Origin of the sequence: Pseudomonas asplenii (genome assembly GCF_900105475.1) — a bacterium.
GTDB lineage: Bacteria > Pseudomonadota > Gammaproteobacteria > Pseudomonadales > Pseudomonadaceae > Aquipseudomonas > Aquipseudomonas asplenii.
Window position 1 is genome coordinate 5,720,017 of the sequence record NZ_LT629777.1, and the last position, 15,330, is coordinate 5,735,346.

A 15,330-nucleotide genomic window follows, 5' to 3' on the forward strand; every position below is an offset into this window, starting at 1 on the left:
ATCCAATTATCCATAAATGCAAAATAGCAGGATGCGTGCCAGCTTGGCTGGAGTGCATTCAAGGGTTTGATGTGCAAGGGAAAGGGGCCAGGAAACGGAGCATGGGTTTTGAGAGTAGGCGCTAGGGAGTGCTACCGAATGGCTCACGGAGCGAACCAGAAGCGTGCAGGCTGGGAGCTGAGTAACCATTTGTGACGAGGCCGGTTCGGGAGCCAGGCCGTGCAGATACCTGCTCTGCGCGGCCCGTTCGATGCGCCTTTTCGGCTAGCCGCGACCTATTCGAAGATCGCCACGGCCCGGACAAAACCGGCAGACGCATGACGGATCTTGTAGGGAAAGCAACTGACCAGGAACCCGGACGCCGGAAGCTGATCCAGGTTGGCCAGTTTCTCCATCTGCCCATAACCGATGTCGCGGCCGGCCTTGTGCCCTTCCCAGATGATCGAGGCATCACCCGTGGCGCTGAAACGCTCGCGGGTGTACTTGAACGGTGCATCCCAACTCCAGGCATCCGTACCGACCACCCTCACCCCTCGCTCCAAGAGGTACAGCGTGGCTTCGCGGCCCATGCCCACGCCAGCGTCCAGGTAACCCGGCTGACCGAATAGACTGCCCGCGCGGGTGTTCACCAGCACGATGTCCAACGGCTGCAACGCATGGCCGATGCGAGCAAGCTCACTTTCGACCTGCTCTGCCGTGACCACGTGGCCATCCGGCAAGTGGCGAAAGTCCAGTTTCACCCCCGGTTGCAGGCACCACTCCAACGGCAGTTCATCAATACCGAAGGCCGGTTTGCCGCCGTCGGTAGTCGACGCGTAATGCCAGGGGGCATCCATGTGCGTACCGCTGTGGGTGGTGATCTGCAGGCGCTCCGCCGCCCAGGATTCATCACCTGGCAGGTCTTCCTTGCGCAGCCCGGGAAACATCGCGGCCATTTCCGGCCAGCCCTGCTGGTGGTCCATGTAGTCGATCTTCGGCAGCAGCGGCGGCGGATCGGTATAGGGGTTGTTGTCCAGAGTCACAGACAGGTCCAACAGACGACGCTTGTGCAAGCTCATGCGCAGATTCCTTTACGGTGGGTTGCGCGACGCCGGCGCGCGGGCAGATCGAGGGCGTTGCACAGCAGGTTGGCCACCGAGCCGTCGTGGCCGAAGCCCAGCTCGCGGGCCAGGGGAGTACGCAGCGGCGGATAACGACCGAACAGCGCTTCAAGTTGTGGATCAGGCGCGAAATCGATGCGCTCCCGGTTGGCATCGCCAAAACTGGCCGCCAGTGCGGTCAACACCTGGGCGATGGACAGCTGCAGCACCGGCAGTTGCCAGATACGCTGGCTGCCGGGTTTCTCCAATTCAGCGGCGTGCAACAGGTTGTCTACGCAACAACGGGCTGACATCCACCAAGCGCACGCCTCGGGCGAAACCGGACAGGTATAGGCCTCCCCTGCCGCATAGGCGTGCAGCAGGTCGCTCATGAACGCCGAGCGCAAACCGTTCGGCTCACGCGCACGGGCGACGATGCCGGGCAGACGCAACGCACGGCCGTCCACTTCGCCGCGCCGAGCCAGGTCCTGCAAGGCAATTTCCACCATGCGCTTGTGTGCGGCATAGGACAGTTGAGGCGAAGTCGGATGGTCTTCATCCATGCGCACAGGCAGTTCGCCGCCGTACACCGCCACACTGCTGGCGTAGACGAGCACTGGCGGGCAGAGCGGGTTGCGCAACTGGTTCAACAGTTCCAGGCTGGCCTGCAGATTCACCTGATAACCCAGCTCGTACTGCGCTTCGGCAGCGCCACCCGGCACGCTGACCAGATGGAAGACCACGTCGACACCATCGGCCAGCACCCGGCGCAACAAGGCCGGCTCGGTGACACTGCCGTAATGGCGGCGCAGGCGTTCATCGTCTGGCAAACCGTCGAGTCGCTGGTCCAGCAGCAGCAACGCCTCGATACATCGACCGCGCAACTGCCCCGTCTCCAACAGTCGATTCACCAACTGGCGACCAACAAAACCGTTGGCTCCTGTGACCATCACACGCATGACCAACCTCCCTGTACCACACGCTGGTCGATGGCGCCGAACAGCACCTCGCCCGCGTTGCCGAGCGCTTCCATCCGTACGCGGTCGCCAAAGCGCATGAAAGCGGTGCGCGGTGCGCCGTGGTTAATGGTTTCGATGGCACGCCGTTCGGCGATGCAGGCCGAGCCCACCGCTCGATCTGCGTTGGAAACGGTACCGGAACCGATCAGCGTGCCGGCGCTCAAGCGCCGTGTCAGCGCGGCGTGGGCAATCAACTCGTGAAAACCGAAGTGCATGGCACCACCATGGGGATGGCCGAACCACTCGCCGTTCCACTCCACGTTCAGCGGCAGGTGCACACGGCCGTCACGCCAGGCGTCACCAAGTTCATCCGGCGTCACGGCGACCGGCGCAAAGCTGCTGGCGGGCTTGGCCTGGAGAAAGCCGAAACCGGTCTTCATTTCCCGCGGAGCCAAGGCACGCAGGCTGACATCGTTCAGTTGCAGCACCAGGCGTATATGCTGCAAGGCATGCTCAGACGGACAGCCCATGGGCACCTCATCAAGCAGCACGGCAAACTCGCCTTCGAAATCGATGCCGTGGGCTTCACTGGGCAAGGGAATGTCCACACGCGGTCCGAGAAAATCGTCGCTGGCGCCCTGGTAGATCAGCGGCGTGTGTTCGACGCCTTCGATCGGTTCCAGGTTGAAAGCCTTCTGCATCAACTCGCCATGGCTGAGAAAGCACGAGCCATCGAGCCACTGGCTGGCGCGCGGCAGGGGTGCGGCGAGTTGCAGCGGATCGAGTTCAAAGGCCTGCGCTACCTCACCGGCGTTGAGGCGCTGATACAGGTGCTGCAGATCGGCTTCAACCTGCGGCCAGTTTTCCAGCGCAGCCTGCAACGTAGCGACGATGCCACTGGCATCGACCGCCTGCCCCAGGTCCCGGGAAACCACCAGCAGGCGGCCATCGCGGCTGCCGTCGTTGAATGTGGCCAGCTTCATGGCAGCAGCTCCTTCAGGTCCTCGGCATAACGGCCGTCGAGCAGGATGAAGACCATGCGCGCCATCTGCTCGCTACGGTTGCTCCAGGCATGGTTGGTGCCCCGCTGCACCACGATGTCACCACGTTTGAGCTGGACCTCGTTGCCGTCCAGCACCAACCAGACCTCACCTTCGGTGACGATGCCGTAGTCCAGGGTCTGGGTACGGTGCATCAACTTGTGTTTCGAATCGGTCTTGCCAGTGCCGGCGTGAGCTTCACCAATTTCGGCGAAGGCAGCCGCTGCCGCCTCGGCGCTGATCTGGTTCTGTACGCTGTCCGGCGGAATATCCACCACGCGCATGACACTCCCGAGCGGTCCGGGACTCAGTTGCAGCGGTTGCGACGTCGGGTCGTCGCCATTATCGAGCAAGGCCGGACTGCCGACGCTGTTCCACACCTCGTAGAACAGGGTGCCGGGGACCGCCTTGAGCGGGAAGTTGTTCGGCGTCGGGCCGCAACTGGCGACGACCGCCTGCCCCTGGGCATCATGGCCCGTGACCACACGTTTGAATGCAGGAAGCGATTGCATGCTGTCTCCTTTCAATTGCCGCCGCCGATGGCCGTGCCACCGTCGACAATAAGATTCTGTCTGCTGATCAACAGCAGGCACACCGGTGCCAGGACTACTTGGCCGAGCGCGATCAACAGCAGCGCGTGCGGCAGTTGCGACGTCACACCGCCGGTGAACGCCAGCACCAGCAGCGGGCTGATGAACTCACCGGCGAAGATCGAGGCCGTGAAGCCTCCGGTGGCACGGCCACGCTGATCGAAACCGACCTGCTGCATCACCCGAGTGATCAGCGTCGGCAGTAACAGACCGACACCCAGACCGTTGATCAGCACGGCCAGCATCACCGGCGCATGACTCGTCGACAGCGCCATCAGGCCGCCGCCCAGTCCTGCGGTCACAAATCCCAGGGCCAGCAACCGGCCTGATGGCTGCTGGGTGAGCCGACGAAATGCCAGGGCACCGGCCAACACGCCCAGTTGATTGGCGCCCATGGTCAGGCCAACTTGCTGCGGTGCATCGACGTGCAGCAGTTGCAACAAGTAGCCTGCCTGTACCGGGACGATGAACAGGCTGATACCGGCCAGCACCGTCAGCAGGTACAGCGGCGCCAGGGCCGCCCACGGAAAGTGCGTAACGCTCATCGGTGCGGATCCGACACGCCTGGCCCGAGGTTCCCAGAGCACCCCGGCCATCAGCGGCAGGCACAGCAGGCCCACGGCGTAGAGCATGAACGGCGTGCGCCAGCCACTCTCTCCCAGTGCGCCCCCTAGCCCCATGAACACAGCCGCCGACAGGGAGGTCATCACCATCTGCAAGGCAAACAGCCGCTCACGGCGCTGCCCGTCGAAGTAGTCACCCATCAGGGTGGTGCAGCAGGTCATGATGCCGGCTTCGGCCAGGCCGATACCGGCGCGGCTGGCCACGATCAGGCCCAGTGAATCCAACCACAGCGGCAACACCCCACAGAAGCTGTAGAGCAGCATGCTGGCCAGCAGCAGGGGCCGGCGGCCGACCCGGTCGGCCAGCACGCCGGCCAGTGGCGCCAGCAAGGCGATCACCAGGGCCGGCAGCGTCAGTGCCACCGGAACCAGCACGGCGGCGCCGGGCGTCTCGGCGAAATGCGCGTGCATGCGCGGCAACAACGGAGCGATAAGGACCGCGCCCAGCACCGGTAAGCAACTGCCGAACAGCAATAACAGCGCTTGTACGTGACCGGCAGTACGTTCAACGGCCATGACTCACCTCCTCAAGCGTACGGCGGCTTGCGCCGTGACGGACCTGGTCAATGCGCTGCTCGCGCGGCTGGGTACACTGTTCATGAACCGGCAACACCGGGTCCGCCTGCGCGCGGGCCGGCTGACGAGGCAGGAGGAAGTAGGCCAGCGCCGGCAACAGGATCAATGCCCCCACCATGTTCCAGATGAACATGAAGGCCAGCAGCACGCCCATGTCGGCCTGAAACTTGATCGGCGAGAACATCCAGGTGCCAACACCAATGGCCAGGGTGACGCCGGTGAGCATCACCACCTTGCCGGTGAACAGCAGCGCGCGGTAATAGGCTTCGGAGAGGCTCGCGCCCTGGCGCAACTGGGCCAACACGATGCTCATCACGTAGAGCGCATAATCCACCCCGATGCCAACGCCCAAGGCAATCACCGGCAGGGTGGCGACCTTCACGCCCATGCCCAGCGCGACCATCAGCGCTTCGCAGAGAATCGAGGTGAGCACCAGCGGCAAGACCGCGCAGAGCACTGCGCGCCAGGAACGGAAAGTCACCAGGCAGAGCAGGATCACCGCGCCATAGACCCACCAGAGCATGTCGCGGTTGGCCTGCTTCACCACCTGGTTGGTGGCCGCCTCGATGCCCGCGCTGCCAGCCGCCATCAGGAAGGTTGCCTGTTCATTGTTGTTGGCCTGGGCAAAGGCCTGGACGTTGTCCACTACCCGCGCGAGGGTGTCAGCCTTGTGGTCGGTGAGGTAGGCGTAGAGCGTCAGCAGGCTGCAGTCGTCGTTGTAGAGGCCGCGCGGGGCATTGGCGGTGACCATGTTCAAGGTGGCCTGGTTGTTCACCAGCTCATACCACTTCGGACTGCCTTCGGAGAGGCCGACCAGCACCCGGCGATTGAGCAGCGCCAGCGAGTTGGTCGAGTCCACTCCTGGCAGGCCACGCAACTGCCAGTCCAGGTCGTCCACACGCTTCAAGGTCTCGTAGGCCGAGCAGCCGCCGGGGGCCGTGCGCACCATCACCGCGAAGACGTCGCTGCTGGCGCCGTAATGCTCGGTGACGAAGGCATTGTCGCGGTTATAGCGCGAATCGGCACGCAGCTCAGGGGCACCGGCGTCGAGGTCCCCCACCTTCAGGTGCAGGCTCACGGCGTATCCGCCAGCCGCCATCAGAGCGGCCAGGGCGATACACGCCGCCGCCCAACGCCGACGGGTGAACAGGTCGAGAAAGCGCCACAGCGCGTGCTTGCCCGCCCCGCTCGCCTCGGCCTCTTCGGCACGCAGGCTGCGACGTGCGGCCCGGGCGCTGACGCCCACGTAGGACAGCAGCACCGGCAGCAGGATCAGGTTGGTGAAGATCAACACCGCCACGCCCAGGCTGGCGATGACGGCCAGGTCCTGGATCACCTGGATCCGGATGATCATCAGCACGGCAAAACCCACGGCATCGCACAACAGTGCCGTGAGCCCGGCCAGGAACAGTCGGCGGAAAGTGAAGCGCGCCGCCACCAGCCGATGCATGCCACGGCCGATGTCCTGCATGATGCCGTTCATCTTCTGGGCACCATGGCTCATGCCGATGGCGAACACCAGAAACGGTACCAGCACCGAGTAGGGATCCAGCTCGTAACCCAGCAGCGGCAGCAGGCCCAGCTCCCAAATCACCGCCACCAGCGAACAGCTCACCACCAACGCGGTGCTGCGCACACAGCGGGTGTACCAATAGAGCACGGCAGCGGTGATCGCGATCGCGGCAGCGAAGAACAGCAGAATCTGTTTCAGCCCGTCAATGAGGTCGCCCACCACCTTGGCAAAGCCGGTGATATGGATTTGCACCCCCTGCCCCTGGAAACGGCTTCGCAGGGTTTCCAGCTCGTGGGCAAAGGCCGTGTAGTCCAGGGCCTTGCCGTCCGGTGTGTGCTCCAGCAGCGGTACGTAGAGAATGCTCGAACGCTGGTCGAAGGCAACCAACTGGCCGATCTCGTTGGAGCGCTCCACGTTGCGCTTGAGCGCCTCCAGGCTCGCGGCACCGCCGTCGTAGCCATCCGGGATCACCGGGCCGCCTTCCAGGCCTTCCTCGGTGACGCCGGTCCAGCGGGTGGAAGGGGTCCACAGCGACTTCATCGCCGCGCGGTCAACGCCCGGCAGCAGGTACACGGCGTCGTTGAGCTGCTGCAGGCTGTGCAGGTAGTCCTTGTCGTAGATGCTACCGTTCGGGTTGGCCACCGCAATACGTACGGCGTTGCCCAACCCGGCCAGTTCCTGGCGATGCTCCAGGTAGTTGTGAATGAAGGGATGATCGCGCGGGATCATCTTCTCGAAGCTGGCATTGAGCGTCAGGCGGGAAGCTTGCCAGCCCAGCAGCAAGGTCGCAGCCAGGCACAGCAGCAGGACCAGCACGCGGTGGTTGAACAAAGCACGTTCCAGCAGCGAACCGGAAGTGCTGTCAAAGTCATCGAGACGGCCGCTGGACGGCACAGGTGAGTTCGTGGCGTGCATGGCTCAGTCCGCCGTGGTGGAGTGGGAAGAAGGCGCCACGCGGCGGGCACCGGCCAGGCCGACGGCGACAATCGCTCCGTCGGCAGCGGTGATGGCGGCGGTCAGCGGTAGCCCTTCGGAAACCGGCAAGGGCTGCGCGGCGAAGTGATCGAGACCACTACGCAAGAGCACGCCTGCCTGATTGGCGAGCAGCAGTTGGTCGCCAGCGACGCGAATGCCGTTGAGCGAAGCGGGAATCGGATTGGCCAGCGCCTGGAAGCTGGCACCGCCATCATCGGAGGCGAACAGCGAACCGCGCAGCCCGCCGACCAGCAGCCGGCCATTGGGCAACACGGTGGCCGCGAAGTAGCTGCCGTCGTAAGGCCCTTCAAGCGCGTCGAAGTGAGCGCCGCCATCACGCGAACGCAGCAGCAGACCCTGCTCGCCGGCGACGTACAGGTCGGCGCCCTGACGTGCCAGGGCATAGAGATGAAGCCCGCGCGGATTCGGCAGACGTCCCATGCCGGACTGCCAGGTGCGCCCGCCGTCAGCGGTTTCCAGGGCCAGTCCATAGGCGCCCACGACCAGGCCGTGTTGTGCATCGGCGAAGCTCAGCGCCAGCAGCGGTTTGTCGGCGCCGTCGGCCACCAGCCGTTGCGCGGCGGTGACGCGACTGGCGTCGCCAGAAGCCTCGGCCGCCTGCTGCTCCAACGCGGCGGCGCGTTGACCCTCCAGTTGCAAGGTCCAATGCTCGCCACCATCTTCGCTGTGCAGCACCACCCCCGCATGGCCGACCGCCCAGCCGTTGTGCTCATCGACGAACTGCACAGCGGTCAAGGTGACACTCACCGGCACGGCCATGGCCTGGTGCCAGGTCACGCCATTGTCATCGGAGAGCAGTACCACACCACGCTCACCCACCGAGACCAGACGCTGACCGGCACGAGCCACATCCAGCAGTACCGCGCGCAACGCCTGGGGACCTTGCAGCGCGGGCTGCGTCTGGACATTCACGCTGTTCCCGGCAAAAGCCGGGGGCAGCCCGCAACAGACCGCCAGCAGCCAGCCGTAGAGAATTTTCTTCATCGCACGCAACCTTTTTTCTTATAGTCGGTACAGCCGCCGCAGGATGCGCGCCCTCAGCGCACACCCTCGCCCGCCATGGCGTCGGCGGTGAACACCGAGTCCTTGTAGGGCGGCACGATGCGGTACTGCTCGCTCTTGCCAGCGAACAGGTCTCCCGCGAACCAGGCACCGGAGAGCAGGTCGTAGAAACCGTTGGTGAGGGTCACGACACCGGGTAGGTCAGGCAGCACCACCGGCGAGGTCCAGACCACCTTGGCCAACTGGTTGCGCGCGTCGTAACGCTCGCCCAGCACGGCGGCCCAGGTGTCCTCGTCGAGATAGTAGGTGCTCCTGGGCATGACGTGCCGCTGGCCGCTCTTCAGGGTCGCTTCCACCACCCAGACGCGGTGCAGTTCCCAGCGAATGTCTGCGGGGTTCATGTGATGCGGGTCGAGCAGCGCTTCGGCGTTGGCCGCAGTGAAAACCTTGTTGGCGTTGTAGGGGATGTACATCTCCTTCTTGCCCACCAGTTTCCAGTCGAAGCGATCGAGGCGGCCGTTGAACACGTACAACTCATCGAAACTCATGACCCCGGCGGTGGCAGGCGTGGGGGTGTCACAGCAGGCATTGGGCAGGCGGCGGACACGACGCTGGCCTGGCAGGTAGGTCCACACCGAGGCCTTGTCGGCGTTAAGGTTTTCCAGGCCGGTGATCGCCTCACCGGCACGCAGCGGCGGGCCATCGTTGGTCATGCGCAGGGACCAGTACACGCCTTTCTCACCGCTGCCACCAGGCAGGTACCAGGGCATCTGCAAGTCGGAGCGCGAATCGTTGGTCAGCACATGCTTGCCATCGGCGGTGGTCAGGTACTGGTTGAAACTGGCATGCCACGACACACCGCGCCAGCGCAGCAGGTGGTTCCACATGGCTTCCACGCCGTTGGCCGGAATCGGAAACGGAATACCCCCGGAAGCGCCTTCAGGCATGGGACCTGCCGGCCCCTCCACCAACTTGCCACGGGTGGCATTGGCGAAGGTGGCGTCATACACCGCTTGCGGTGCGGCGGCACTGCGGTGGGTCGGATAAACCTCCAGCCGGTAGCTGTCCGGGTACTTCTTCAGCATCGCCTGGATGCCCGGAGTCAGCTTGTCGGCGTATTGCGCCATGTTCTGTGCGGTGATGGTCAGTTGCGACTTGTCACTGGCGAACGGATCGTCCCGCTTGCCACCGTCCTTGTAGGCCGGGTCGACCTTGGTGTAGCCGCCGGTCCAGGCCGGAATGCTGCCGTCGGCATTGCCGGCACGCTCGCCGCCCAGTGGTGTCAGGGTGGTTTTCAGCTTGCCCGCTTCCTCGGCAGAGACCGCGGCAACGGCGCCGTGGGCAAACAGCAGGGAAGCACTCAGGGCAGTGAACAGACAAACGATTTTCTTGTTGTGTTTCATCAGGTAATCCTCGGTCAGAAGGTACGGCTGACGGTGAAGGCGATGAAGTCGCGGTCTTTGAGCGACTGTTCGAAGGTGTAATTGCTATTGGCGTCGAGGAAGGTGTTCTCCGGGCCGTAGTAATGCGTGTAGGTCAGGCCCAGGCTCCAGGTATTGAGGTAGTTGCCCTTCAGACCGATGTTCATGTCGCCCCCGTGGTTGGTGCCAAAGCCTGTACCCAGTGCCATGGATGCGCCGTTGGTGTAGCTGGCGCCCACCGGCACCGACAGGTCGAGGCCAGGCAGGATCTGCCGGTACATCGGCTCGAAGACCAGGCGCAGGCTGGTGGCGTCGCGGTCGGCGTTGGGGTCAACGGCATCAGCGTTCCGGCTGATGCTCATCACCCGGTTCCAGGCAATCTCACCCATGAAGCTCGACTCAGGCGAGATGAAGTTCGGCTCCAGGCTTGCCAGCCAGGAGAAGTTGACGTGCAGCGTGCGGCCAGTGGCGTACAACGGATCGTCGCTGTTGTTGATCGCCTCCCCCACGAGCAATGTGCGCTGGTTGGTAGAAGCCAGCGGTTGGTTCCAGCGAGTGGACAGCTCACCCGCGATGTTGAAGTTGCTCACGGTGGTAGAGAAGCTGGCGCCCAGAGCCTCGATGCCTTGCGGGTAGACCCAGTAGTACTCGCCGGCCTTGCCGGTGACCGGATTAAGGTTGGCAAAGTCGGTACGAACGTTGAGCTGCGGTGACTTGTCGTGGAAACGAATGGCATAGAGGCCCCAGTCCACGGTCTCGGTGCGCCAGCGCAGTTGTACGCCGCCCTGCCCCGAGTCCTTGGCGTCCTTGTCCTTGCCATGGTAGAAGGCCAGCGGCTGGCCGCCGGGCATGACGGGCGTACCGACAAACAGGCGCTCGCTGCCGTCACCGAAGAAGTCGTCGTTGGAGAAATAGCTGCCGGCCGCCGGCAGGCGGTTGGCCTCCCATTCGAACTGGTAATAGGCACCCAGGGACACATCCGGCGTCAGTTGCAGTTGACCGGACATCTGTTTCACTGGCCGGATCAACTCCTTGAACTGGGTGTTGGGTACCGACAGCCCCTTGACCACGTCCACCGGCGCCATGCCGCCGGCGATGCCGTTCATGCCATAGAACAGGCTCTCGCCCCACTGCATGGCGTATTGGCCCAGCCGCCCGGACACCGGCATTTCACCGATCTCGGTCTTGCCGAAGATGAAGGCATCGAGCAGCTCGCCCTTGCGTCCGTGCAAGGTGCGGGTGTCATCGGTGAATTTGTCGGAACCCACCGTGTAGCTGTTGCCACGGCTGGAATCGTTGTTATCGGTGCCCTGGTTGTAGACGTCGTCATACCAGGCTGCACCGCTGACCCGCGCACCGACATTGCCGTAGGTGATGTCCATCTCGGACAGCAGGTCCAGGCGATTGGAGATCAAGCCCTTATTGAAGTTGCGATCACCGTCGTCCAGGTTCAGGGCGGTCTGTCCTTGGGTGAGCTTGCTGCTGGCGCCCTCGGTCCGCCAGGCAGCGCTGTACTTGAGGGTGTTGTCCCAGCGTATCCGCAGATCCGGGTTGCCGGTGTCGATTTCGAAGGCCTGGGCTTGGCTGGCAGCCAGCGCAAACAGCGCCAGGGTGAGGGGTTTGAGCGGCGGCAGCGGCCGCACGGTTGCACCTTTGCGAGTCAACATCGTGGTTTCCTCTTTCTTGTTCTTGTACGTCGGTGTTGGCGTAAAGTCCGGCGCACCCGCAAGGCAGGGTGCGTCGGGTACGGTGAATCAGATCGGCCGTGCGGTGACCTCCAGCATCTGTTTGACCAGGCCGATGCGGTCGAAGGACGGGTCACGCTGAACCTCCTTCTCGCCCGCCAGCAGGGACATGTCGCTGATGAACTTGCAGCGCTCGAAGCGACGCCCCATGAAACGCTGCAACTGCTCCTCGAGGCTGCCACCGGCCATGAGCTCCTCGGCCAGCACCACGGCGTCTTCGATGGCCATGCCGGCGCCCTGCCCCAGATGCGGCGTGGTGGCATGGGCGGCATCGCCAATCAGCAGGACCCGGCCGCGATACCAGGGCTCGTTGACAAACACGGCTTCCAGCGGCTTGTAGACGACCTCGGCGCTGTCCTGGATCTGCTCGCGCAGCTCACCGATCAGCCCGCCGAATCCGGCCAGGCGCTCACGTAAGCCTTCGGCAAGGGTGGCCGGTTCCATCCAGGGGTTACCGGGCTCATGGGAGGTGGTGAAGAGGTACATCAGGTCATCGGCCAGGGGCACCAGGCCGGCGTTACCCGACGGTCCCTGGTAGTTGGCCAGGTGATCGATGCCGGCAGCTCGCGGGAAGTTGTATCGCCATACCGACTGCCCGGTGAAGTGCGGTTGGTAGCTGTCACCGAACAGCAGCCCGCGAACCTTCGAGAACAGCCCATCGGCACCGACCATCAGCGCATAGCGACCTTGGCGGCCGTCGCTGAACAGCACGTCGACGCCATCGGTATCCTGCTCGAAGCTCTCCACGGAAGTGCCCAGGCGCACCTGGGTGCCGAGTTCGATGGCGGTTTCGCTCAACACCTTGTGCAGGGCACGGCGGGAGATACCGACGTTGGCGGGGTAGTTCGGGCCAGCCAGGCGCTGCCCGGGAATGCGCGCCAACTGTTGACCATGGGTGGTGTAGATGGCCACGTCCTCGAAGGCATAGGCCGCGTCGAGGTAGGCGTCGAGCAGGCCCAGGCGGTGCATCTCGCGCACCACGTTGCTCTGCTGAATGATGCCAACGCCGTAGACGGTCCACTCGGTCTTCAATTCCACCAGGTCGACCGCAATACCCTGGCGGCGCAGGGCGATGGCGGCGCACAGCCCACCAATCCCGCCGCCGACGATCAGCACGTTGTTCACAGTATTCATGGCATTTCTCACGTCTTGTTCTTGTTGTCCGCCCCGTCATGCGGGGCGGTCGTTTCCTGTGCCTGGGCACAGCTTCCCGGCAGCGCCGGGCTTTGACCAATCGAGTCCTGGGATGCGACCTATCGCGCGGCGTGATAGCTCAGTTGCCCAACGGTTCCAGCGGCACTAGCAGCCAGCCGTCCACCTCACGGTGTGGCAACGCCGGTAACACCTCGCCCAGGCACGGCCCATGGACGCAGGTACCGTCCTCGGGCCGAAACCGCGCGCCATGGGCGTAACAGATCACCCACTGGCCATCGGCACTGAGGAAACGGTCCTTGCGGTACTCCAGGGGCACCAGCAGGTGCGGGCAAAGGTTGCGGTAGACACGCACCCGCCCCTGGTGCCGGAGGGCGAACAGGCTGTCCGCTCCCCTGCCCTGCGGATCGAAGCCACGTACCTGCCCCTCGCCCAGCTCATCGAGCCGACACAGCGCCACGCAGCCCACGACTCAACCCTGCTTCGGCGGTGGACCACCGGGTGCCCATTTCTCCCGCGAGGTAAACAAGAACAGTTGCGAGTTGTCCGCCGACATCGGCGCCTGGCGGGCAGCCCAGTCGTCGTCGTGCTTGTCCATGTCGGCGTCGTACTCGATGTGGCAGCCCAGCGGACTGTTGAAGTACCAGAACCAGTTGGAGCCCAGCAGGTGGCGCCCCGGCCCCCAGAAGCTGGTCCAGCCGTTCTGCTGAAAGCGGGTACCGGCCAGCAGCACTTCCGTGCCGCTGCCCATGTGGAAGGTGAAGTGCTCGCAACCCTGCATGTTCGGCGGCGTCTGGATCATGAACAGGCAGTGGTGATCATCCATGCCGGCGGTGCGCATGAAGGGACCAACGCCCACGAAACTGTCGGTGGTGACGAACCCCAGGCGGTCGCGATAGAAGGCTTCGCCCTTGGCGGCGTCGGGCACGAAGTACACCACGTGGGACAAGGTGCGTGGCCGCGCCGGCATGTCCGGGGTAATGCCCAACTGGTTGAGTGGACGCTGCGGCGCGCTGCCGGGGGCGTTGGTCAGATCGGCCGGTGCCTCGAAGACGCGGCGGCAGGACACCTGGAAAGCAATGGCAAAGCCCAGGTCATCGACGGTGTGCAGCGCGCCGTGATGATCACGACGCAACTCGCGGTCGCGCCCCAACTCGTCGGCGATGGCGTCCAGGTCCAGCGACGAGGCAACGCCATAGACTGTCTCGCGCAGCGAGGGAGTCGGGCCCAGCGCTGGCGGCAAACTGGGGTCGTCACCACGGCGAATGATGATCGCGGTGCCATCCAGCGCCTCGAAGCGGCCGCCGTCCGTATCCAGTTGGGTGGCCGTGAGGCCGTAGTCACGCAGGCAATTGGCACAGGCCTGGATATCGTCGACGCCGAATACCAGCGCGTCGAGTCCAAGAATGTTCATGGCTACCACTCCGTTGAAATTATTATTGGGCGCCAGGCAGGTCGCCCGGTAAGAGGTCTGGCGACTGCAAGGCCGCTCGACTGGAGCGCAGGTTGCTGGCTGTGGGGGTGGCGTGACCAATCGCGTGTCAGGATGCAAGGCATCGGCAATCGCGATACCTGTGCGCCAGCCCATGGCGCCTGGCGTTGGCTCATCGGGGCAACGGTCGGGGCTTGACGGATCGGTATGGTGGTCGGAAGGTATCGCAAAAATAACTACAAAAACCGTGAGCTATCGCCATGCGCTTTCACCATCTGGATCTGAATCTGCTGGTGGCACTGGATGTCCTGCTCGAAGAGCAGAACATCACCCGTGCTGCCGAACGCCTGCATATGACCCAATCGGCCACCAGCGGCGTACTGGGCCGCTTGCGCACCTTTTTCGAGGACGAGTTGCTGGTCCAGGTCGGTCGCAAGATGCAGCCCACGCCCTATGCCCTGGAGTTGACCAAGCCGGTGCGCGAGGTGCTGCTGACCATCCGTTCCTCGATCACCGCCAAGCCGGTGTTCGAGCCCGCGAGCAGCAAGCGGCATTTTCGCCTGGTGACCTCGGACTACCTGATCAGTGTGCTGTTCGCCCAGGTTATCCAGAAGATCCACCAGGAAGCCCCGCACATCACCTTCGAGATGGTCAGCCCCGGCGACAATAGCGCCGAGCTGCTGATGCGTGGCGAGGTCGACATGATGATCGTGCCCGAGCGTTACCTCATCGACGGCCATCCGGCGCAACTGCTGTTCGAGGAAGACCATGTCTGCGTGGTCTGGCGCGACAATTCCGAAGTCGGCGAACAACTGACCCTGGAGCAGTACATGGAGATGGGACACATCTCGGTGGGTTTTGGCCGCAACCGGCACATGAGCATCGAGGACTGGTTCATGAGCCAGTACGGCTTCAACCGTCGCCTGGAGGTGATCACCAATGACTTCAATACCCTGCCGCAATTGCTGGTGGGCACCCAACGCATCGCCACAATGCACCGTCGGCTGGCCGAACTCTACGCCGGCTACCTGCCCCTGCGTATCCTGCCGCCCCCGGTAAAGATCCCGGTGATGCGCGAATTCATGCTCTGGCACCGCAGCATGGACGGCGATCCCATGCACCGCTGGCTACGTGAGCGTATCCGCGACTTCATCCAGCACGCCGACCAGCAGCCCGTCGCCGGTCGTGTCACGGCCTGAACG

General features: G+C 63.9%; 13 protein-coding genes. 1 reads left to right on the top strand and 12 read right to left on the bottom strand.

The features are described from left to right. Positions 1-275 precede the first annotated feature (275 nt). The 12 genes from BLU37_RS25325 to BLU37_RS25380 form a co-directional block, all read right to left on the bottom strand. Complete coding sequence (locus tag BLU37_RS25325; protein ID WP_029532428.1) at positions 276-1,058, bottom strand: cyclase family protein; 783 nt, start codon at positions 1,056-1,058, stop codon at positions 276-278. Further along, positions 1,055-2,038 (bottom strand): NAD-dependent epimerase/dehydratase family protein, encoded by a 984-nt coding sequence (locus tag BLU37_RS25330; RefSeq protein ID WP_090210028.1) that lies wholly within the window; start codon positions 2,036-2,038, stop codon positions 1,055-1,057. Before BLU37_RS25330 ends, BLU37_RS25325 begins: the two co-directional genes overlap by 4 nt. Then, on the bottom strand, positions 2,029-3,021 hold the full coding sequence (locus BLU37_RS25335; protein WP_090210030.1) for a fumarylacetoacetate hydrolase family protein: 993 nt from the start codon (positions 3,019-3,021) through the stop codon (positions 2,029-2,031). The genes BLU37_RS25330 and BLU37_RS25335 overlap by 10 nt, the downstream gene beginning before the upstream one ends. Continuing rightward, entirely contained in the window at positions 3,018-3,590 is a 573-nt protein-coding gene (locus BLU37_RS25340) for a cupin domain-containing protein (RefSeq protein WP_090210032.1), read from the bottom strand. Before BLU37_RS25340 ends, BLU37_RS25335 begins: the two co-directional genes overlap by 4 nt. Before the next feature lie 11 nt (positions 3,591-3,601). Beyond that, the gene (locus BLU37_RS25345) at positions 3,602-4,807 is read right to left on the bottom strand and encodes an MFS transporter (RefSeq protein WP_090210034.1); all 1,206 of its coding nucleotides are present in this window, start codon (positions 4,805-4,807) and stop codon (positions 3,602-3,604) included. After that, complete coding sequence (locus BLU37_RS25350; RefSeq protein WP_090210036.1) at positions 4,797-7,295, bottom strand: efflux RND transporter permease subunit; 2,499 nt, start codon at positions 7,293-7,295, stop codon at positions 4,797-4,799. The genes BLU37_RS25345 and BLU37_RS25350 overlap by 11 nt, the downstream gene beginning before the upstream one ends. Positions 7,296-7,298: 3 nt before the next feature. Next, entirely contained in the window at positions 7,299-8,360 is a 1,062-nt protein-coding gene (locus BLU37_RS25355) for a WD40/YVTN/BNR-like repeat-containing protein (protein WP_090210038.1), read from the bottom strand. Between the two features lie 53 nt (positions 8,361-8,413). Next, positions 8,414-9,781, bottom strand: a complete 1,368-nt coding sequence (locus tag BLU37_RS25360) for a DUF1329 domain-containing protein (protein ID WP_090210040.1) — start codon at positions 9,779-9,781, stop codon at positions 8,414-8,416. A gap of 14 nt (positions 9,782-9,795) precedes the next feature. Continuing rightward, positions 9,796-11,466: a DUF1302 domain-containing protein gene (locus BLU37_RS25365; protein WP_090210042.1), complete on the bottom strand. Its 1,671-nt coding sequence runs from the start codon at positions 11,464-11,466 to the stop codon at positions 9,796-9,798. An 87-nt stretch (positions 11,467-11,553) separates the two neighbouring features. Then, complete coding sequence (locus tag BLU37_RS25370) at positions 11,554-12,678, bottom strand: FAD-dependent oxidoreductase (RefSeq protein WP_090210044.1); 1,125 nt, start codon at positions 12,676-12,678, stop codon at positions 11,554-11,556. 139 nt (positions 12,679-12,817) lie between these two features. Continuing rightward, positions 12,818-13,165 (bottom strand): Rieske (2Fe-2S) protein, encoded by a 348-nt coding sequence (locus BLU37_RS25375; RefSeq protein ID WP_090210046.1) that lies wholly within the window; start codon positions 13,163-13,165, stop codon positions 12,818-12,820. A 3-nt stretch (positions 13,166-13,168) separates the two neighbouring features. Next, on the bottom strand, positions 13,169-14,110 hold the full coding sequence (locus BLU37_RS25380; RefSeq protein WP_090210048.1) for a VOC family protein: 942 nt from the start codon (positions 14,108-14,110) through the stop codon (positions 13,169-13,171). A gap of 278 nt (positions 14,111-14,388) precedes the next feature. Here BLU37_RS25380 and BLU37_RS25385 point away from each other — a divergent pair, with 278 nt between their 5' ends. Next, a complete protein-coding gene (locus BLU37_RS25385; protein ID WP_090210050.1) occupies positions 14,389-15,327 on the top strand; it encodes a LysR family transcriptional regulator in 939 nt (312 codons plus the stop codon). Positions 15,328-15,330: the final 3 nt, after the last annotated feature.